This is a genomic window from Streptomyces roseirectus, assembly GCF_014489635.1.
Lineage (GTDB): Bacteria > Actinomycetota > Actinomycetes > Streptomycetales > Streptomycetaceae > Streptomyces > Streptomyces roseirectus.
Map to the genome: position 1 here is coordinate 792982 of NZ_CP060828.1, position 20749 is coordinate 813730.

The 20749-nt window shown below is 73.5% G+C and carries 11 protein-coding genes; 2 read left to right on the forward strand and 9 right to left on the reverse strand.

Features of this window, described 5'->3' with window-relative positions; genetic code table 11:
- Positions 1-8: 8 nt before the first annotated feature.
- Both IAG44_RS03125 and IAG44_RS44480 read right to left on the reverse strand, forming a co-directional pair.
- Entirely contained in the window at positions 9-722 is a 714-nt protein-coding gene (locus IAG44_RS03125; RefSeq protein WP_187745600.1) for a hypothetical protein, read from the reverse strand.
- Between the two features lie 16 nt (positions 723-738).
- Entirely contained in the window at positions 739-1212 is a 474-nt protein-coding gene (locus tag IAG44_RS44480; protein WP_343075715.1) for an Lrp/AsnC ligand binding domain-containing protein, read from the reverse strand.
- Positions 1213-1313: 101 nt separating this feature from the next.
- On the opposite strand from IAG44_RS44480, the gene IAG44_RS03135 reads away from it, so the two are divergent.
- Complete coding sequence (locus IAG44_RS03135) at positions 1314-2099, forward strand: thioesterase family protein (protein WP_187745602.1); 786 nt, start codon at positions 1314-1316, stop codon at positions 2097-2099.
- Positions 2100-2163: 64 nt separating this feature from the next.
- Here IAG44_RS03135 and gndA read toward each other — a convergent pair whose 3' ends face one another.
- The 4 genes from gndA to IAG44_RS03155 all read right to left on the reverse strand — a co-directional run bounded on the left by gndA (position 2164) and on the right by IAG44_RS03155 (position 6167).
- The gene (gene gndA, locus IAG44_RS03140) at positions 2164-3603 is read right to left on the reverse strand and encodes an NADP-dependent phosphogluconate dehydrogenase (protein ID WP_187745603.1); all 1440 of its coding nucleotides are present in this window, start codon (positions 3601-3603) and stop codon (positions 2164-2166) included.
- A gap of 146 nt (positions 3604-3749) precedes the next feature.
- Positions 3750-4256, reverse strand: a complete 507-nt coding sequence (locus IAG44_RS03145; protein ID WP_187745604.1) for a MarR family winged helix-turn-helix transcriptional regulator — start codon at positions 4254-4256, stop codon at positions 3750-3752.
- Positions 4257-4320: 64 nt separating this feature from the next.
- A complete protein-coding gene (locus IAG44_RS03150) occupies positions 4321-4977 on the reverse strand; it encodes a maleylpyruvate isomerase N-terminal domain-containing protein (protein WP_187745605.1) in 657 nt (218 codons plus the stop codon).
- Positions 4978-5042: 65 nt separating this feature from the next.
- Complete coding sequence (locus IAG44_RS03155) at positions 5043-6167, reverse strand: sensor histidine kinase (RefSeq protein ID WP_187745606.1); 1125 nt, start codon at positions 6165-6167, stop codon at positions 5043-5045.
- Positions 6168-6231: 64 nt separating this feature from the next.
- Here IAG44_RS03155 and IAG44_RS03160 point away from each other — a divergent pair, with 64 nt between their 5' ends.
- On the forward strand, positions 6232-6636 hold the full coding sequence (locus tag IAG44_RS03160; protein WP_187745607.1) for a hypothetical protein: 405 nt from the start codon (positions 6232-6234) through the stop codon (positions 6634-6636).
- Here IAG44_RS03160 and IAG44_RS03165 read toward each other — a convergent pair.
- From IAG44_RS03165 to IAG44_RS03175, 3 genes are read right to left on the reverse strand one after another with little or no spacing between them, the layout of a single operon-like run.
- Positions 6626-7498: a TauD/TfdA dioxygenase family protein gene (locus IAG44_RS03165; protein WP_187745608.1), complete on the reverse strand. Its 873-nt coding sequence runs from the start codon at positions 7496-7498 to the stop codon at positions 6626-6628. The genes IAG44_RS03160 and IAG44_RS03165 overlap by 11 nt on opposite strands.
- A gap of 29 nt (positions 7499-7527) precedes the next feature.
- Positions 7528-16647: a non-ribosomal peptide synthetase gene (locus IAG44_RS03170; protein ID WP_187745609.1), complete on the reverse strand. Its 9120-nt coding sequence runs from the start codon at positions 16645-16647 to the stop codon at positions 7528-7530.
- Positions 16644-20579, reverse strand: a complete 3936-nt coding sequence (locus IAG44_RS03175) for a non-ribosomal peptide synthetase (RefSeq protein ID WP_281404268.1) — start codon at positions 20577-20579, stop codon at positions 16644-16646. Before IAG44_RS03175 ends, IAG44_RS03170 begins: the two co-directional genes overlap by 4 nt.
- Positions 20580-20749 lie beyond the last annotated feature (170 nt).

Genomic DNA, 20749 nt, shown 5'->3' on the forward strand with positions numbered 1-20749 from the left:
ACGCCCGTTCATGACGCCTGCGGCTCCCGGACCCGTTCGGGAGCCGCCCGGCGTTCCGTGCTCCACCGCCACAGCGCGAGCCCGAACCCGACGCCCGCCAGCAGTGCCGGGACGGCCAGTTCCACCGCGAGGGACGCCATCCACTCGGGGTTCAGCCGGCGCGTCAGGCCGCTGGTGTACTGGCAGGTGGCCTGCGGCGGGAAGAGGCTGGGGTCCAGGGTCCGGGGCTGCTGGCTCCCCCAGTCCGCGCCCCGGCCGCACGCCGACGAGGGCCCGGCGAGCAACTGCCAGCCGGTCAGCGCGTACCAGCCCGCGAACAGTGACCCCAGCACGGTGAACGCCGCTCCCGTCCGCCGGAGTTTCGCGCCCCTGGTCATCGGCACGGCCAGCCGGCTCCCGAGGGGCGGTTGCAGGCACTCGGCGACCAGCGCCACCAGCAGACAGCCCACCAGCACCGCCATCCCGGCCCACATCAGCCAGTTGAACGGCCCGTGCCCGCCGATGGTCGACACCTCGCCGCCCTCGAACTCGCAGACGGTGGCCGGCGGGAACGCCTGGTCCCGGGTGGCCAGCAGCTTGCCCGGCCCCTCGACCAGCCCGTGCATGCACCGCTCGTCGTACTCCAGCATGGCGAAGACCGCGACCATGACGCCGAGGGAGAGGGCGGCGAAGGAGAACCCGACCGCGGCCCACAGTCCGTTTGTTCGATAACTGCCGTGCATCCGCGCACAGTAGCCGCTAGGGGACTTGTTTGATGTTCTTCATCGTGAAGTGGGAGACGATGTTCCTGATGCCGGGGATGGTCATGACCCGGGTGCTCAGGAAGGTCTCGTACGCGGCGAGGTCGGCGACGTCGGCTTCGAGGCGCTGGACCCGGCGCAGACAGGGCCCGGTGATGAGGCCGACGCGTCCGGTGAGTTCGACGTTGGTGAGGCGCCGGTTTCGCGGGACCGTGGAGACGCGCCCCCTCCGCTCATACGGTCGTCGTACCGCGTCGACAACCGCCGCCGCGCCGTCGCCAGATCGCCGACGGCGTCCGTGACCCCTTCTCCGCCGGGCTCGGCATCTTCCCGCTGGGCATCGCACTGGGCCCGCTGATCCTCCAGGCGGACCCGCCCTGGTGGCTGGCCCCCGCGCTCTCCCTGGCCGCGTTTCGCCGGGGCGCTCGAACTGCTGCTGGTCCTCGCGGTGGGCGTCACGATCGGCGTCCACCTCGTGTCCGGGCGCCGGACGATCCTCAGCGTTGGGCTCGGAACAGCCGTCTACGTAACCTTGTCGAACACGTTGTAACGACCACCGAGGAAAGGTCCGCCTTGACCGCCGGCAGCTATTACGAGCGCATCGACGACCACCGCTTCAAGCCGACGCACCTCGCGCAGGGTGCCTGGGCTCCGGACGAGCAGCACTTCAGTCCGCTGGGCGGTCTGATCGTCCACGCCATGGACCGCCACCTCGCCGACCGGCCGGGGCTGCTGCTCTCCCGCCTCAGCTACGACATCCTGGGCCGGCTGGCGCTGGACGAGTGCGAGGTCACGGTCGAGACCGTCCGGCCGGGCCGCACGATCGAGCTGATCGAGGCCGTCGTCCACATCTCCGGCCGCCCCGTGGTCCGCGCGCGCGGCTGGCTGCTGACGGCCGTCGACACCACGTCGGTCGCGGGCGGTACGGGGCTGTCGCTGCCGGCGCCGGAGACGTCGCCGGCCTGGGCGATGAGCGAGACGTGGCCCGGCGGGTACGTGGCCTCCCTCGACGTCCGCACCCCGGTGGCGCCCGAGCCGGGGCGGGGCACCGCGTGGCTCTCCACGCCGCACACCCTCGTCGCCGGGGAGCCCGTGAGCAACCTCGCCTCGTTCCTGACGCTCGTCGACACGGCCAACGGCATCGCCGTGCGGCAGCAGCCGACGGAGTGGATGTTCCCCAACGTGGACCTCACGATCCACCTGCACCGCCAGCCCGAGGGCTCCTGGACGGGGCTCGACACGACCGTATCGTTCGGGCCGACGGGGCAGGGGCTGACCAGCACGGTGCTGTACGACGTCGCCGGGCCGGTGGGGACGGCGCAGCAGATCCTCACGGTGCGGCCGGCGCCGGGGAAGTAGAGCGGGTTCGGGCCCGTCGTCGAACCGCCTGGCGGACCAGGTGGTTCGACGACCGGTCCCGGGTCTACGCGTCGGTCTCGGGCCGGTCCGCGTCCGCCCAGTGCGTGTGGAACATGCCGGGCTTGTCGACGCGGCCGTAGGTGTGCGCGCCGAAGAAGTCCCGCTGGCCCTGGAGCAGGGCGGCCGGGAGGCGTTCGGCGCGCAGGGTGTCGTAGTAGGACAGGGCGGCCGAGAACGCGGGGACCGGGATGCCCCGGCGGGCGGCCATCGCGACGATCTCGCGCCACGGGACCTGCGCGTCCGTGATCTCCTGAGCGAAGTCCTTCTCGGTCAACAGGCTGACCAGCGCCGGGTCCTGTGCATAGGCGGCCCGGATGCGGTCGAGGAACGACGCCCGGATGATGCAGCCGCCGCGCCAGATGCGGGCGACGGCGGCGAGGTCGATGTCCCAGCCGTACTCCTTCGCCGCGTCCTGGATCATCGACCACCCCTGGTCGTACGCGATCACCTTCGACGCGTACAGCGCGTTCTCCACCTGCGAGGCGAACCGCGCCGCCTCGGTCCGGCTCAACACCGGCGTCGTCCCGCCCGGCAACCCCCGATACGCCGCCCGCAAAGCGGTCTGCCCCGACGCGGCACGCGCGAACGTGGCCTGCGAGATCGCCGTCACCGGCGCGGCGAGGTCCAGCGCCGTCTGCACCGTCCACCGCCCGGTGCCCTTCTGCCCGGCACGGTCCACGACGACGTCCACGAACGGCCCACCCGTCACCGCGTCCGTGTGCCCCAGCACCTCGGCCGTGATCTCGATCAGGTACGACCCCAGCCGCCCCTGGTTCCACTCCCGGAAGATGTCCGCGATCTCCGCCGGCCCGTACCCCCCGACCTGCCGCAGCAAGTCATAGGCCTCCGCGATGAGTTGCATGTCGGCGTACTCGATGCCGTTGTGCACCATCTTCACGAAGTGCCCGGCACCGTCAGCCCCGATGTGCGTGGCACACGGCTCCCCGTCCACCTTCGCGCTGATCGCCTCGAACATCGGCCCCAGCACGGCATACGACTCCACCGACCCGCCCGGCATGACCGACGGCCCGTGCAGCGCCCCCTCCTCACCCCCGGAGACACCAACACCCACGAAATGGATGCCCTGTTCACGCAGCGCGGCCTCCCGCCGACGCGTGTCGGCGAAGTGCGCGTTGCCCCCGTCGATGATCATGTCGCCCGGCTCAAGGAGCGGCGCGAACTCCTCGATCACCGCGTCCGTCGCCTCCCCCGCCTGCACCATCAGCATCAGCCGACGCGGCCGCTCCAACGCCGCGACGAACTCCGCAGCCGTCTCCGCCGCGACGAACTCCCCCTCGTGGCCGAACTCTTGAACGAGCGCGCGCGTACGCCCCGCGCTCCGGTTGTGGACGGCGACCGTGTACCCGTGGCGCGCGAAGTTGCGGGCCAGGTTGCGGCCCATGACCCCGAGTCCGGTGACGCCGATCGATGCGGAAGCGCTCATCTGCTGTACCTGTCCTATCGGATACGACTCCTGCGGCACGTTCGTGCCGCCCGTGAGGTGCTCGCACGCCCGGTGAGCGTCCTCAAGAAGCGTAAACAGCGCCGGTGATCAGATCTATGCCCCGCGTGCGGAGTTCCGCATCGCGGTCAGCGTCTGCGCCAGGGCAGGGTCCGGTCGTGGTCGCTGTCCGCGTCGATGCGGTGGAGGGCGGTGTTGACGGCTTCGCCGATCTCGGCGAGCTGGGTCACCTGGTCCGGGGTGAGGGCGTCGAAGACCGCCTGGCGGACCGCTTCGACGTGGCCGGGGGCGACCTGTTCCAGCAGGCGCATGCCGTCGGGGGTGAGGACGGCGAGCTGGGTGCGGCGGTTGTGAGGGCAGTCCTCGCGGTCGACGTAGCCGGACTCCTGGAGCCGGGTGACCGCGTGGGTGAGGCGGCTGCGGGTGATGCGCAGGCGTTCGGCCAGCTCCGACATGGTCAGCTTGCGGTCGGGGGACTCCGAGAGGATCGCCAGCAGGACGTAGTCCGTGTGGGTCATGCCGGCGTCGCGGCGCAACTGGCGGTTGAGGTGGTCGGCGAGGTGGGTGGAGAACTCGACGTAGGCGAGCCATGCCCTGCGTTCCTCGGGGGTGAGCCAGCGCGGCGTCGGTTCCATGGGCGTGATGGTAATCGGAGGCCCGCGTGGCACCGGCGACGACCGGGGCCGCTCACCCCACGACTCACCCCACGACGAACGGCAACAGGTCGGCCGTCGCGCCGAGTTCGGCCCGCTGTGCCGGCGTCGGTGCGCGTCGGCCGGTGGCGACGAGGAGGGCGTCCGGGTCGGAGAAGGACGCCGGGAGGGCCGTCCCGGTGACGCGTTCCAGGAGGTTCCGGGTGGCGGCGAGTCCTTCGGCGGGCGGGCCGGGGGCGTCGGGGAGGTGGGCGACGAGGTCGAGGTGGTGCAGCGTCCACTCCAGGACGTACGCGGTGAGGTAGTCGCCTGCGGTGAGGACCATGTCCTGGGTGGTGACGCGCCGCGCCGGGTCGGCGAGTTGTGCGGCGCGTCCGGCGGCCGATCCGACGTCGTCCAGGTGGAAGGCGAGCAGCGCCGGGTCCTCGTAGGCGGCGGCGAGGCGGACGGTCAGGGCGTCGAGGGGGTCGTCGCCGGTGGGCGGGGTGTGGGTGAGGGTCCAGTAGGTCGCGGCGTCGTGGGTGGGTGAGGCGTCGGTGGGGGTGGCGAGGGTGATCAGGACGTCCTGGGCGTCGATCACGAGGTGGCACACCAGGTCCCGCACCAGCCATCCCGTACAGCCGGAGGGGCGGGCGAAGTCCTCGTCCGCAAGCCCGGCGACGGCCGCGCGCAGCGCCGTCCACGTCTGGGTGAAGAGGTCCACGCGAGCACGGTACCCGCAGGGCGGCATCACATCGGCAGCAGCACCCGCACCCGCCACCGCCGGCGTCACACCGGCAGCAGTGCCCGCACCCGCCACCCCTTCTCCCCCGGCCCCGCCTCCAGTTCCCCGCCCAGTGCCGTGACCCGCTCCCGCAGTCCGACCAGGCCGAAGCCGCCGCCGCGCGCCTCGTCCGGGAGCGGTGCCCCGCCGCGCCCGTCGTCGCTGACGGTCACCTCAAGACACGGCCCGGCCAGGCGCAGGGTGACGGTGATCTCGGTGGCGTCGCCCGCGTGCCGGCGCGCGTTGGTGAGGGCTTCCTGGACGACGCGGTAGGCGGCGGCCTGGACCTCGTGCGGCAGTTCGTCGTGGACGCCGTCGTCGCGCCGCAGGGTCACGGGTGTGCCGGCGAAGCCCCGTGCCAGTTCCCCGATCCCGGCGAGGTCGCCCACCGGCCGGTGCGCGGCCGGCTCGGACTCGCGCAGGACCCCGAGGGTGCGCCGCATCGACGCGAGCGCTTCGGTGGCCGCGTCCTGGATGCCCCCGAGGACCGGGTCGAGTCCTTCGCGGGACCCGGCGGTCATCATGCGGGCCATCTGCGTCTGCACGAGGATCCCGGTGACGTGGTGGGCGACGAAGTCGTGCAGGTCCGCCGCGATCGCCACCCGCTCCTGACGGCGCGTCTCCGCGACGGCGACGGCCCGCCGGAAGTCCAGCGACCGCAGATACCCGGCGAACCCGGCGACGGAGACGGCCAGCAGCAGCCCGACGGCGACGTACACCGTCCCCTCGTCCCCCGCGGGCGTGGACACGTACCGGGCCGGTGTCGCGAGCAGCGCGCCCGCGTCAAGGACCGCGCACACCGCCGCCCAGCGCGCCGGCACGTGCCGCACCGCGTTGAACAGCAGGCACAGCAGCAGCGCCACCTCCCCGGGCCCGAAGGGGACGTCCCGGTGCCGTGCCACCGCCGTCGCCGTGCAGAGCAGGGACAGCAGGGCGGGGACGGCGGTGCGCGCCTGCGGGGTGAGCCAGGGCGGGCGGCGCCCGGCGGGCCACAGGACGGCGGCGAGGCCGGTGCCGACGGCCAGGGCGGGCAGCGGCAGGGCGGCGCCGGCGAGGTGGACGACGAGGAGGTCGACGAAGGCCGCCGCGAGCAGGGCGCCGACGGCGAAGCCCCGGACGGTGGATCGCATGCCGCACACCGTAACGGGGACGAGCTGGTACGTTCCGACTCCCGAGAGCGTTGGGAGCGCGACCGTGCCGGACACCAGGTTCCTCCTCGGCGCCGTCGCCGGGGCGGCCACCGTCCTCCTCGCCGGCGGCGCCCTCACCCGCGCGCTCTCCACGACCGAGTCGACGACCCGGCTGGACGAGTTCGACACCGTCTGGCTCGACGGCCGCAAGGCCCTCGCGCCGAACATCGTCGCCGGTCGCACGGAGGGCAGGTACCACCCGCTGCCCTGGGTCGGCTTCCGCGTCCACGGGGTCAGTTGCCCCGGCGCGCTGCTCGCGGTCGCCGGGACGAGGATGACGTGCACCGGGCGCCGGGAGGACGGCACGGTCGTCGGCATCCCCGTCACGGTCGTCAACGCGACGGACACCCACATCACCTGGAAGTTCGACCGGTGCGGGTGCGCCACCGGCGCCGGCGTCAGCCCTTGACGGGCCCGCCGTTGATGGCGACGCGCCGGCCGTAGCGGGCGTAGGGGTAGTAGTCGTACGTCGCGTGGTGCTGGACGCACCGGTTGTCCCAGAAGACGAGCGTGTCCGGGGCCCAGCGGACCCGGCAGTGCAGGACCGGCCTGCGGGCGATCGTGTCGAAGAGCAGGTCGAGCAGGGCCCGGCTCTCGTCGGCGGACAGCTGCGGGATGCGGCTGGTGTACGCCTTGTTGACGTACAGCAGCGGGCGGTCGGTCTCGGGGTGGCGGGCGACGACCGGGTGTTCGCTCTTGGGGACGACGTAGTCCGGGGGCAGCGGGTAGCCCGCGAGGGCCTGCGCGCCGTCGTGGATCGCGGTCAGCGGGTCCAGCAGGGCGCGCATCGCCGGGGAGAGCATCGCGTAGGCGAGGTGCATGTTGGCGAACAGGGTGTCGCCGCCGCAGCCCGGTTCGGGGATCTCGGTGATGTGGAGCATCGAGCCCAGGGAGGGTTCGGCGTCGGCGGTGCCGTCCGCGTGCCAGCCGTTGCCGGCCACGTTCGCGGCGGCCGACGTCGTGCGGATCTCCAGGATGTGCGGGTCGCCCTCGGGCGGCGGCGGGTTGACGGGGCGCAGTTCGCCGAAGGCGGCGGCGAAGCGCTTGTGGTCCTCGGGGGTGATCTTCTGGTCGCGGAAGACGAGGACGTGGTGGTCGCGGAAGGCGGTCCGGATCTCCTCCAGCTGGTCCTCCGGGATCTCCCGCGCCAGGTCGACGCCGGAGACCTCCGCGCCCAGCACGGGCGTGATCCGTTCGACGGTGAGTGTGCGGTAGGGGTGCGCGGGACGTGTGGTCACCGCTTCCAGCGCTTCGCGCTCGTACGACTCCATGTCGTCAACCTCCAAAGGGGGATGGGGATCTACAGGTGCGCCCTGATGGCCTCGGCCACCGTGTCGACGTGGGGTGCCGCGACGACGCCGTAGTGGTCCGTGGGCAGGTGGCCGATGACGGCGGACGGGGGCAGGCAGTCACTCCACTGCCGGTCCTGTTCGTGCAGGGCGACGCGGGCGGGGATGTCCGCACTGCGGTGCTCGGCCAGCCACAGACGCGTGGGGACGGCGGCCAGGGGCCGTACCCGGTGCTCGCCGAGGCTGCGCAGGTTCGCGCGGCAGCAGCGGGCCAGCCGCTCGGCGTACGCCTGGGCGTGCCCGGCCGGCGACGAGGAGGCGCCGAGTTCGGCGGCGAACACCTTCTCCAGGTGCGCCTCGTCGTAGGCGGCGACCAGTTCCTTCGCCCGGGGCGGCGGCGGGTCCAGCAGGTGGAGGGCCGCCGGTGGCCGGCCGGCCTCCTCGGCGAGGCCCGCCATCTCCATCGCCACCCGGGCGCCGTAGGACCATCCGGCCAGGTGGAGCCGGTGATCCGGGCCGCCGAAGCGCTCCCGCAGCGCGGCGTCGTACTGCCGGGCCCGTTCGGTCAGCGACCAGACGGGCGCCCCGCTGTCACGGAGTGCCGGGTCGGCGATGAGGCACACGGTCGGCGCCGGACCGAGCGCCGCCACCAAGGGGCGGTACGCCTGGATGTCCCCGCCGACGGGGTGCACCAGGCACAGGACGGCCGGGCCGGTGCCCTCCTGCCAGACGTCGAGGACGACGTGGGCGGGTGCCTCGGGGGTGGGCTCGGCGGCGGTGAGGGCCGCCTCGACGTGTTTCAGGACCTCCGTGAGGCTGACGCGGTGGCTCAGGGAGGTGAGGTCGATCTCGACGCCGTGGTCGTCCTCGATCTGGGCGAGGAGGCTGATCAGGGTCAGCGAGTCGGCGCCCAGGTCGTAGAGGGAGTCCTCGGGGTCGAGTTCGGCCACGCCGAGCAGGTCGCGGATCACCCGGGCCAGGGATTCCGCCCGCTCCCCGGTGGCACCGACGGCTTCGCGGGCCGGCCCGGGTTCCGGGGCGCCGGCGGGGCTGTAGAAGGCCCGGGAGGCGTCGAGGTCGGTGGTGGAGACGAGGAGTTGGGGCAGTTTCAGGGCCAGGGCCCGCGCGAAGACCGTCTTGCCCTCCTCGACGCTCAGGCCGACCGCGAGGTGCGCCTGGTGGCGGCTGTCGCCGCCCAGGGCCCGGGTCGCCATGCCGGTCTCGCTCCAGATGTCCCAGTCGACGCCGATCCGGACGGTCGTCTCGCTCTCGTCGGCCCGGTGGTGGGCGAAGCCGTCGAGGAGACCCGCACCGGCCGCGTAGTCGCTCTGGCCGACCCCGCCGAGCAGGGCGGACATCGACGAGCAGTACACCGCGTACTCCGGGCGGTGGGCCCCGATCAGGTGCTCGACGACGAGTGCGCCCCGCTCGCGGACCGCGGCGGCCTCGCGCGCCGCGCCGGCGTCACGCCGGACGAGCAGCCCGCCGTGTCCGAGACCGGCCGCGTGGACGACGCCGTCCAGCCGTGCCGTGTGCTCGGCGACGGCCGCCGCGACCTCGTGCGCGGTCATGGTCGCGAGGTCCGCCGGGACGAGGCCGACGCGGTGGGCCCAGCCGGTCAGCTCCTCGGGCAGGCGCGGGTTCCTCGACAGCAGCAGGACCCGGCCCCGGGTGTGTTCGAGCAGCCAGGCCGCGACGGCGCGGCCGATGCCGCCCGTGCCGCCGAGCACCAGGTGGACGGTGTCCGCCCCGGCCGGCACGGAGGGCCGGGTGCCGTCCGGTTCCGGTACGGGGGTGGTGCCCGGCCGCCACCAATAGCCCTGCCGCAGCGCGAGCCGGCGCGGCAGGGGCGGCCCGGCCTCGTGGCTCGCGGCGACGGCCGAGGCCACGTGTCCGGCCCAGCGGGTGAGGTCGCCGTCGGGGAGGTCGAGCCAGTGGCCGTGCAGGGCGGACTCCTGCGGGGCGACCTCGACCGGCCCGGCCAGGAGCGCCAGTTCGGGGCGTTGCACCGATCCATTCACGGACTGAGCGCCGTAGGAGAGCCACCACACACGGGGCGAGCCGGTCCGCCCGGCCAGCGCCTGCGCCAGGGCCGCCGTGCTGTCCAGGCAGGTGTGCCGGGCGTGGGCCAGGGCGTCGGCGCCGACAGGACCGGTCACGCCTAGGGGCAGGGCGTGCACCCACTCCGTGTCAGCGAGAGCCTTTTCAGGCAGCGCGTCGAGGAGCTTGCTCAGGGACGCCGGGTCGGCGGGGTCCACGTCGTAGGCGTCCGGTCCCCTGCGGGCGAAGGCGTCGGCCGGGTGGACCCGGATCACCCGTGGCGCGACCGCCTCGAAGGGGGCGAGCGCTGCCGACGGGGTGTTCTCGGGGGCGACGACGACCACGGCGGACGCGCGGCCGGCCGGTCCGGCGGGGTCCGCGACGGTGGCGCGGCGCAGGCGGACCCAGTGCGGCTGGTGCAGCCAGTTCTCCGGGGGCAGCCGCCGGGGCGCGGCCGATTCCTGGGGCCGTCGCTCGAAGTCGTACTCCGCGAGGGAGAACGACGGGGGCGGGAAGTCCCAGGGCGCCGGGGCGGCGCCCGTCCCCCAGTCGACGGGGTGTCCGGCGGTCCAGTCCTCGGCGAGTTCGCGGGCCGTGCGGCCGGTCGCGTGGACCACTGCGGCGTCCGGGTCGGCGATGCCGGGCGGGACCTCGCCCGCGGCCACGGCTCGGAGCACGCGCACGGCATCGGCGGCGTCCGTCACCGGGGCCGCGATCCGCAGGCGGCGGGCGGGCAGTCCGGCCTGGAGGTGGCGCAGCACCGACGCGTGGCGCTCCGGGTGCTGGTCGAGGTAGTCGGCGATCCGGGCGGCGTCGGCGGTGAGGGCGTCCGTGCTGGAGGCCGACAGGACGAGGCAGCCGGGGATCTCGGGGGCCGTCGCAGGGGCGGGCGCGGTGTCCTGTTCCACGACGACGTGGGCGTTGGTGCCGCCGATCCCGAAGCTGCTGACGGCGGCGACCCGGGCGCGTCCCTCGGGCCAGGGCGTGGCCTTCGCCGGGACGTGGAAGGGGGTGGGGTCGGGGCCGATCTCGGGGTTGAAGGCACGGAAGTTGAGGGTGGGCGGGAGCACTCCGTGGCGCACGGCGAGGACCGCGCGCACGAGGCCGACCACACCGGCGGCGGCGCCCAGGTGGCCGAGCTGGCTCTTGACGGAGCTGAGGGCGCAGCGGCCGGACTCGTCCACGTCGAACGCCTGCCGCAGCGCCGCCACCTCGATCGGGTCGCCCAGCCGGGTGCCGGTGCCGTGGGCCTCCACGTAGCCGAGGTCGGCGCCGGTGCGGCCGGCCCGGGACAGGGCGCTGCGGATCACCTCCCGCTGTCCGGCCAGGGACGGCGCGGTGTAACTCATCTTCGCCGCGCCGTCGTTGTTGATCGCCGAGCCGGTGACGATCGCGTGGACGGTGTCGCCGTCGCGGCGGGCTTGCCGCAGCGTCTTGAGGACGACGACGCCGACGCCGCTCGCGCCGACCGTGCCGGTGGCGTCGTCGCTGAAGGGCCGGCAGTCGCCGTCCGCCGAGAAGATGTGCTGGGGGCGGTAGCGGTAGCCGCCGGTCAGTGTGGGGTCGACGAGGACGCCGGCGGCGAGCATCACGTCGGCCTCGCCCTGCCGGAGCAGGCCGGCGGCGAGGTGCACGGCGACCAGGGAGCTGGAGCAGGCCGTCTGGGCGCTGAGGACGGGGCCGGTGAGGCCGAGGTGGTAGGCCGCCTTGGTGGCCAGGAAGTCCTTCTCGTGGTGCAGGGCGAGCTGGAAGCCGTCGGGCAGCCGGTCGGGGTCCGCCTCGCGCAGCAGGGACTGGAAGTAGGTGTTCTCCCCCGCGCCGGCCACCAGGCCCACGCGGGTGGCCGAGGTGTCCGCGACTCCGGCGTGTGCCAGGGCCTGCACGGCGGCCATCAGCAGGTGGCGCTGCTGGGGGTCCATCAGGCGTGCTTCCTGGGGGCTGATGCCGAAGTGGCCCGGGTCGAAGGCGAGCATGCCGTCGAGGGTGCTGTGCACGCCGACGACTCCCTCGGGCGCGTCGACGGGCCGGATTCCGGTGCCGCCGGAGACCACCAGGTCCCAGAAGGCGGCCAGGTCCGGGGCGCCGGGCAGCCGTACGGCCATGCCGACGACCGCGATGGGCTCGCCGGGGTCGGGGGTCTCGACGTCGTGCGCGGTGGGCGGGGCTGATGGCTGCGGGGTGGTGAGGTGGCGGGCCAGGGAGCGGACGGTGACGTGCTCGAACAGGTCGGCGACGTTGAAGCGCAGGCCGAGTGCCGTGGTGCAGCGCAGGTGGAAGCGCATCAGGGTGAGGCTGGAGGCGCCCGCCTCGAAGAACGTCTGGTCCGGGGCGATCGGCGCGCCGGTGACCTCCTCGAAGGCGGCGGTGAGGCGTTCCTCCTCGGGGGTCAGGCCCGTGCGGGCGGTCGCCGAGCGGCGTATCTCCTCGCCGGGTGCCCGCACGACCGCCTGCCGGTCCAGCTTGCCGCTGGGGGTGCGGGGAAGCCTCTCCAGTTCGCGGAAGCGGTCCACCCGTACGTAGGTGGGCAGCAGGGCGGACAGGTGCGCGTTCAGGTCGTCGGCGGACGGTGTCTCGCCACGGATCTCCAGGCCCGCCGTCAGCCGGTCGCCGTCGGCGGTGACGGCGGCGTTGACCACGGCGGGGTGGCGCAGCAGGGCCGCCTCGACGGAGCCGAGTTCGAGCCGGTGGCCGCTCAGTTTGATCTGCTGGTCGTCGCGGCCCGCGTAGTGCAGCAGGCCCGCACGGTCGAAGTACGCCCGGTCGCCGCTGCGGTAGAACAGCCCGGCGCCGGGGAGTTCGGTGAACCGGGAGTCGTTCAGCGCGGGGTCGCCGAGGTAGCAGCGGGTGGTCATGGTCCCGCCGATCAGCAGCTCGCCGGTGCGTCCGGCCGGCACCGGGTCGCCCTGGGCGTCCACCACCCGCAGGTCGGCGCCTGCCACCGGGCGTCCGATGGCGGGGCGCTCGGGCCACCGTGCGGGGTCGCCCTCCAGGCACAGGGCGCTGACCACATGGGTCTCGGTCGGCCCGTAGTGGTTGAACAGCCGCGCGCCGGGCAGCCCGGCGAACCAGCGGCGGATGCTGTCGGTGCACACCAACTGCTCGCCCGCGGTGACCACTTCACGCAGCCGGGAGGGATACCGGTTCAGCCGGACCGCGTACTCGGCGAGCAGGTTCAGGGCCACGTAGGGCATGAAGATCCGCTCGGCGCCGGTGGCCTCCAGCCGGTCCAGGAGCGCGGGGGCGTCCTGACGCCACTCGGGGCGGACGAGGTGGAGGCTGCCGCCGGTGCACAGGGTCCCGAAGATCTCCTGGAAGGAGACGTCGAACGCCAGCTTCGAGAACTGCTGGGTCGCGGCCGGGGCGGTCAGACCGCCGGGGCCGGACTGCCACCCGATCAGGTCGCACAGGGTCCGGTCGTGGATCTGCACGCCCTTGGGGACGCCGGTGGAGCCCGAGGTGAACAGCGTGTAGAGGGGGCGGGCTCCCTCGTGCGCCGGAGTGCCGGCCGTGCGCGAGTCGTCCGTGCGCGGGTCATCCGTGCGCGCGTCGACGAGGTGGCGCACCACCCCGTCCGGGAGCAACGCCTGAAGCGCCGGTGCGCTGTCCCGTGTGGTCAGGACGCACAGCGGGTCGGTCTGTTCCAGGACCCGGCGCAGCACGTCGGCCGGGTAGGAGGGGTCGAGGGGGACGGCGGTGACGTTCAGCCGTGCCAGCGCCAGCAGCGCCGTCACGTGTTCGACCGAGGGGTCCAGGTACAGGGCCGCCCGGCAGGGGGTGTCGTCGGCCGGGACCGGGTAGCGGCCGGCCAGTTCGGCGGCGAGGGCGGCGGCGCGGGCGTCGAGGGCCGCGTAGCTGAGGGCGGCGCCGTCGGCCGTGACGACGGCGGGGGCGTCCGGGGTGCGGGCGACCTGGCGGGCGAAGCCTTCGGCGACCGTGGTGAAGCCGGGCCGCGGGGCGGGGCCTCGTCCGTGTTCCGGGAGGGACTGCCGGTAGGGCGTGACGAGTTCACGCGCGGTGCGCTCGCCACCGGCCGCGAGCGCGTCCACGCCCTGCCGCAGCAGCGCCGCCATCGCCTGGACGTCCGCACCGGTGAACCGGTCCTCGTCGTACTCCCACAGCACGTCCAGCCCGTCCGCGTGCTCGACCACGGAGACCGTCATCGGGCACTTGGCCTCCGCCGGCGCCCACCACAGGGGGCGGGCGGCGCAGCCGGGCAGCCGCAGCGCCCCGAAGTCGGTGTTCTCCAGGACGAACAGGAAGTCGAACGGCGTGCCGTCGCCGACGGCCTCCCAGCCGGTCAGGACGTCCATGAGCGCCACGTCCTGGCGTTCCAGGACCTGCCCCGTGCCGGTGCGGGCGAGGTGCGCGCGCAGATCCTCACCGGGTGCGACGGTCAGCGGCAGCAGCACGGTGTTGGCCATCATGCCGACGCTGTTCTCGAACTCGCGCACCGGACGGCCCGCGACCGGGGCGGCGATACGCGGGCGCACCAGGCCGGTCACGCCGTACAGGCACCAGGAGAACACGTTCAGCAGGATCTGGAACCGGGTCAGCCCGAACTCGGCGCACAGCCGGTCCACTTGGTCGCGCCGAGCGGCGTCGAGCGAGGTGTGCAGCAGACGCGCCCGGGGTGCCGCGTCCATGTCCTGGGCGGTCAGCGGTTCCTGAGGCTCCGTCAATCCCTGGTAGAACGCGAGGAGTTCAGCGCGCTGCGTCTGGTAGGCCGCGCTCGCGAACCGGTCGTTCTGCCAGACGGCGAAGTCCAGCGGGGTCGGCGCGGGCGCCTCGTGGAGGCCGCTCCCCGCGTAGGCGGCGGACAGGTCGCGCAGCAGGACGCTCACCGACCAGCCGTCCACGGCGATGTGGTGCAGGTGCAGCAGGAGCGTGCCGCCGCCCTCACGCGGCAGCCAGCAGGCGCGGAGCATGCGGGGGACGGCGAGGTCGAAGGGTTCGGCGAAGAAGGTGTCGGCGAAGGCGTGCGCGTCCTCCTCGTCCCAGGTCCGCCGGGAGTCGCCCGGCTCGTGCCACGGGTCGTAGGGCTCGCCGACGTTCTGTTCCAGGCCGTCCGGTCCGAGGCCGAAGCCCGTCCGTAGCGCCTCGTGGCGTGTCACCAGGGCGCGCAGGGCCTGTCGCAGGGCGGCGGTGTCGACGGGGCCGTCCACGTCGAAGACCTGGTTGACGGAGTAGGCCCGCGAGTCCGGGGTGCGGCGCTGGAGCAGCCACAGCCGCTGCTGTTCGCTGGTGGCGGGTGCCGTGCGGGCTCCGGAGACCACGGGGGCGGCGCTGTCCGGGCCGGGGCCGTCGGTGGTGAGGGACCGGGCGACGGCGGCCAGGTCGCCGTGCAGGACGGCGGCCTGGGTCAGCTCGCGGCCCCAGCGCTGCCGGGCGGCGAAGCAGAACCGCAGCGCCTTCAGGGAGTCGCCGCCGCTGGCGATCCAGCGGTCTCCTGGTCCGAGGCCGGTGGTGTCGAGGATTTCCTCGGCCAGGGCGACGACCTGGCGTTCGGTCTCCGTCGCGGCCGGTGCGCCGGTGTCGGAGGCGATGGGGCGCCAGGGCCGGCCGGCCTGGCGCAGCAGGGCGGCCTGGTCGACCTTGCCGTTGGCGTTCAGCGGCAGTTCGGCCACGCGGTGGATGTGATGGGGGCGCATGTAGGCGGGCAGGCGGTCGGTCAGGTGGCGGTCGAACTCCTCGTAGGACACGTCCTGTTGGAGGACGACGAACGCCAGCAGCTCGTTGGGCCCCTCCTCGCCCGCGCGGCGCGCGCACACGTGGGCCCGCTCGACCGCGGGGTGCGTGAGGACCCGCAACTCCACTTCGCCGGGCTCGATCCGGAAGCCGCGGACCTTGACCTGCCGGTCGATGCGCCCGACGTACTCCACCAGGCCCTCGCGGTCGGCCCGTGCGAGGTCGCCGGTGCGGTAGTACCGCTCCGCGCCGCCGTCGAGCCACGGCAGGCGTACGAAGCGCCGCTCGGTCTCCTCGGGGAGGTTGCGGTAGCCGGCGGCCAACCCGGCGCCGCTCAGCAGCAGTTCGCCGGTCTCACCGGGCGCGGCGACCCGTTCCTCGCCGGGGACGACGACGACCGCGCCGCTCTGCGGCAGGGGGCGGCCGATCGGCACCACGTCGCCGTCGAAGTCCGGCGGGATCGGATGGCTCAGGGCGAACGTGGTCGACTCGGTCGGCCCGTACCCGTTGAACAGCCGGGCGCCGCTGCCGGCGTTGTTCCGGTACCAGCGGCGGATCACCTGGGGGTTGAGCTGTTCGCCGCCCACCAGTACCTGTCCGGCCTCGGCGAAGCAGTCCGGGACGGCCGTGACCATCGCGTTGAACAGCGACGCTGTCATGAAGAAGGTGTGCACGCGGCCCCGCTTCAGGGCCTCGGCGAGCCGTTCGGGGGTCTGCACGTCGGTGTCGTTCAGGATCACGCAGCAGCCGCCGGTCAGCAGGGGTACCCAGACGTCGAAACTCAGCGCGTCGAACGCCGGGTTGGCGAGGCAGCCGAAGCGCTGGCCGGGGTCGAGGCGTAGGTAGCCGGGTCGGGCGAGCCGTCTGATGCCGGCGTCGCGGACCTCGACTCCCTTGGGCTGTCCCGTAGTTCCGGAGGTGTAGAAGAGGAAGGACACCTCGCCGGGCGCGGACGGGGCCGCCACGGCGGCAGCCGCGTCCGGAAGGCCGGGCAGCAGGGCGTGCACCGCGAACGTCCGTACGTCCTGCGGGAGTTCGGCGGCGCTCTCGGCCGTCTCGTGCACCAGGGCGACGGCGTCGGAGTCCCGCAGGATGAAGTGCCGGCGCTCAGCGGGGCTCTGCGTGTCGAGCGGCACGACTCGCGCGCCCAGCCGGAGGATGCCCAGCATCACGCAGACCAGCCGCCACGACCTCGGCAGCGCCACCGCCACGGCCTGCCCCGCGCCGACGCCGTGCCGCTCCAGCTCCCGGGCGACGGCGTCGGCCGCCGCGTTCAACGTCCCGTAGTCGAGGCCGACTTCGCCGTCGACGACCGCCTCGGCGCGCGGTGTCCGCAGGGCTCGGCGGTGAATCTCAAGGGCGATCCCGGCCACGTCGGTGGGGGACGTCTCGCCGCGCGGTGTCATCGTGCCTCCGACGTGCCTGAAGGTGCGGTGCTGGGTGCGGTGGTCATCCGGTGCAGTTCGGCGGTGAGGACGGCGGCGACGCGGGGCAGTTCGGCGCTCTCCAGCATGTCCCAGTGGCCGCAGGCGACCGGCTCGACGGCGAACCCGCCGCCGGCCCGCCGCTGCCAGAACTCCCGCAGGCCGCCGGCTGCGTCCGGGTCCTCCACGGCCGTCGCCTGCATCAGGACGACGCGGGCGGGCGAGACGGGGACGGCGTAGTCGCGGGCCGTCTCGCGGTGGTGGTTGTAGACGTTCAGGTAGCGGGCCACCTGGTCGTCGTCGATGCCCGGGTACATGCCGTTGAAGCGGACCAGCTTGTCCCGGAACTCGTCCATGCCGACCGGTGCGAGCGCGGCGCGCTGTCCGTCGTCCTGGGCGCCGTGGGTGTCGAGGAGGACGACGCTGACCTTCTCGTGGCCGGCCTCGGCCAGCCGGCGGCCCATCTCGTGGGCGACGAGGCCGCCGTAGGAGAGCCCGCACAGGACCAGGGCCTCGTCGGGGCGGGGGGCGACGAGCCGCAGGTACTCCTCGGCCATCGCCTCGACGCCGGGCAGGGTGGACTCGCCGGGGTTGATGCCGGGTGCCTGGAGGCCCACCACGCCGATGTCGTCGGCGAGTTCGGCGGACAGGGGCAGGTAGCAGAAGGCGGTGCCGCCGGCGGGGTGCACGCAGACCACGCGCTGCCGGCCGGCGCCCGCGCGGAACTCGACCAGGCTGCTGGGCCGCGTGGCCTCGCCGCCGTGGCCGCGCACCCGTTCGGCGAGCGCTTCGATGGTGGGGTGCAGCAGGACGTCGCGGACCGGCAGGGTGACGCCGAGTTCCCGTTCGACGGCGGAGGCCATCTTGATCGCCGATATCGAGGTGCCGCCCAGGTCGAAGAAGTTGTCGCCGATGCCGATGGCCGGGTGCAGCAGCACCTCGCGCCAGATCCGGTACAGCGCCATCTCCGCGTGGTCGCGGGGCGCGGCCGCGTTGACCCGTCCCGCGAGGGCCGTGGACGCGGCGCGCAGCACCTCGGTCCGGTCTGCCTTGCCGCTGCGGTTGAGCGGCAGTCGCGGGAACTCGACGACGACGGCGGGGATCATGTAGTCCGGCAGGCGGTCCGCCAGGTCCGCGCGCCACTCGTACGGCATCCGCGTGGCCCCGGTGTCGCAGCCGACGCCGGCGACCAGGCGGGGGCCGCCGGGTGCGTCGCGGTCGGCCAGGACGACGGCTTCCCGCACTCCGGGGAGCGCCAGCAGCGCCGCCTCGACCTCGCCGGGTTCGATCCGGAAGCCGCGCAGTTTGAGCTGGTCGTCGCGGCGTCCGGCGTACTCGGCGTTGCCGTCCGGCAGCCAGCGCGCCAGGTCGCCGGTGCGGTAGAGGCGTTCGCCGGGGACGAAGGGGTCGGGCACGAAGAGTTCGTCGGTGAGGTCGGGGCGGTTCAGGTAGCCGCGGGCCAGGCTGGCGCCGCCGAGGTAGACCTCGCCGGGGACGCCGACGGGGACCGGGCGCATGCGGTCGTCGAGCAGGTAGAGGCGGGTGCCGCGCAGGGGCCGTCCGATGGGGCAGGGCCGGTCATACGGCTGGGGGTCGGTGTAGGCGGTGGAGTAGAGGGTGGCCTCGGTCGGGCCGTAGCCGAAGCAGATGCGCAGGCCGGGCAGGAGTTCGCGCATGCGGTGCAGGGTGTTCTCGGGCAGGGACTCCACTCCGGTGAGGAGCTGGCGCAGGCTGGATCCGGCGAGCCGCGCGGCCGGGTCCTCGCCGATCCACAGGACGTAGGAGGGGGGCAGGAACGCCTGGGTGACCTTGCGTTCGCGCATCCAGTCCAGCAGTTCCCGGGGGTCGCCGCGCAGTTCGTCGGGGACGAGGTGGAGGACGGCGCCGGTGGTGAGGGGGACGAGGAGTTCGTGCACCGACGCGTCGAAGCCGATGCTGGACCAGGCCGAGGACGCCTCGCCGGGGGCGTCTCCCATGAGGTCGCGCCAGTGGTCGAGGAGGTTGACGACGCTGCCGTGCGTCACCGCGACGCCCTTGGGGCGGCCGGTGGATCCCGAGGTGTAGATGACGTAGGCGAGCCGGGCCGGGTCCGCGTCGAGGGCTGGCGCCTCCTCGCATGTGCCTTCCGCCTCCACCTTCGCCAGGTGTTCCCACCCTGACTCCTGGTCGCTCAGGACGAGGACGGGTGTGGCGTCGTCCACCATGGCGGTGAGCCGTTCCGGGGGCTGGCCGGGGTCGAGGGGCAGATAGGCGGCCCCAGCCTTGAGGATCCCGAGGACGCCGACGACGAGTTCGGCGGTGCGTCCGGTGTGCAGGCCCACGACGCGGTCGGGGCCGGCGCCGCGGGCGATGAGCGCGTGGGCGAGGCGGTTGGACCGGCGGTCGAGGGTCGCGTAGTCGAGTGCGGTGTCGCCGGCCACCAGCGCGCACTGCCCCGGCCGTTCGCGGACCTGCGCGGCGAACCGCTCCAGGACGCCGGCCGGCGCCGGTCCGGTCACGGCGGGTCCGGTGCTGAAGTCGGCGAGCAGGGCCCGCTGTTCGTCCTCGTCGAGCAGGGTCAGGTCGGTGATCTGGGCGTCGGGGCGTTCGGTCATCAGGCGCAGGACGCGCAGGAACTGGCGCCGGTAGCGTTCGACGGTCGTCCGGTCGAAGAGGGCCACGGCGTAGTCGATCTCGCCGGTGAGCTGTCGGCCTTCGTCGGCCAGGGCCAGGACCAGGTCGAACTTCGCGGGGACGTGGGCGGCGTCGGTCCTGGGTTCGACCGTCAGGCCCGGCAGTTCGAGTTCCCGCCGCATGGAGGGGACCCAGGCGACCATGGTCTGGAACAGGACGGTGCAGGCGGGGCTGCGGGGCGGGTTGACGAGTTCGACGACGCGTTCGAAGGGCAGGTCGACGTGTTTCAGGGCGTCGCGGATCCGCTGGTTCACCTGTTTCAGGGCGTCGGTGACGCTGGGTGAGCCGGAGAGGTCGGCGCGCAGGGCGACGGTGTTGACGAAGAAGCCGATCAGGCCCTCGACGTCGCCGCGCCGGCGGTTGGCGGTGGGGGCGCCGACAACGATGTCCTCCTGGCCGGAGAGCAGGGCCAGCAGCACGGACCAGCCGGTGAGGACGGTCGCGTACAGGGAGACATCGTTGTCCTCGGCCAGGGCGCGCAGGGCCCGCGTCAGGTCCTCGTCGACGGTCACGGGCACCCGGGCGCCGCGGAAGTCCTGCTCGGGCGGGCGGGGCCGGTCGGTGGGCAGGGGGAGCGCGGCGGGGGCGCCGGCAAGTGCGGCGGTCCAGTAGTCGGCCTGCGCGCGGGGTTCGTCCCCCGCCATCCACTCCCACTGCCAGCGCGTGTAGTCGCTGTACTGCCAGGTCAGTTCGGGCAGCGAGACCTCCTGGCCGCGCTGGAGCGCGGAGTACAGCAGGCCCAGCTCTTTCAGCAGCAGGGAGCGGGACCAGCCGTCGAAGACGAGGTGGTGTGCCGTCAGGATCAGGACGTGGTGGTCCGGCTGGAGCGCGATCAGGCAGCCGCGTGCCATGGGTTCCTCGCCCAGGCGGAAGGGGGCTCCCTCCGCCTCCGTCCGCAGGCGGGTGAGCCGTTCGGCCTGGTCCGGTGCTCCCGTCAGGTCCTCGAAGGTCACCGGGAATCCCGTGTCCGGCGGGTCGACGACCTGGAGGGCCGTTCCCTCGGTGGGGACGAGCCGGGTGCGCAGGGCCTCGTGCCGGGCCGCGAGCAGGCGCAGCGCCTCGGTGAGGAGGTCGCGGTCCAGTGGTCCCCGGATGTCGAAGGGCATCGGCTCGTTGTAGGCGGCGCCGGCGTCTCCGTCCATGCGCGCCATGACCCACAGGCGCTCCTGCGCCAGGGACAGGGGCGCGAATTCGGTCTCTTCGCCGGAGGGAGCGCCGGCTGGGATTCGGGACAAGGACACGGATTACCCTTCACAAGAAGAAAACGCGGCGGAAACATTTCCGGCAGCGCCGGAGTGATGTCCGGAATAGGTGAGTCGCGGTCGAGGCGCGATCTGGGTGAATTCCTGAAGGGTGCGCGAAGTGTACGCGGGGTGAAGATTTTGGGGGGTTTCTTTTATTCGGCCGCCCG

Coding starts and splice junctions, on each gene's coding strand:
- gndA (WP_187745603.1), bottom strand. CDS start 3,603: ATGAGCGCTTCCGCATCGATCGGCGTCACCGGACTCGGGGTCATGGGC.
- IAG44_RS03145 (WP_187745604.1), bottom strand. CDS start 4,256: ATGGAACCGACGCCGCGCTGGCTCACCCCCGAGGAACGCAGGGCATGG.
- IAG44_RS03165 (WP_187745608.1), bottom strand. CDS start 7,498: ATGGAGTCGTACGAGCGCGAAGCGCTGGAAGCGGTGACCACACGTCCC.
- IAG44_RS03125 (WP_187745600.1), bottom strand. CDS start 722: ATGCACGGCAGTTATCGAACAAACGGACTGTGGGCCGCGGTCGGGTTC.
- IAG44_RS03170 (WP_187745609.1), bottom strand. CDS start 16,647: ATGACACCGCGCGGCGAGACGTCCCCCACCGACGTGGCCGGGATCGCC.
- IAG44_RS03155 (WP_187745606.1), bottom strand. CDS start 6,167: ATGCGATCCACCGTCCGGGGCTTCGCCGTCGGCGCCCTGCTCGCGGCG.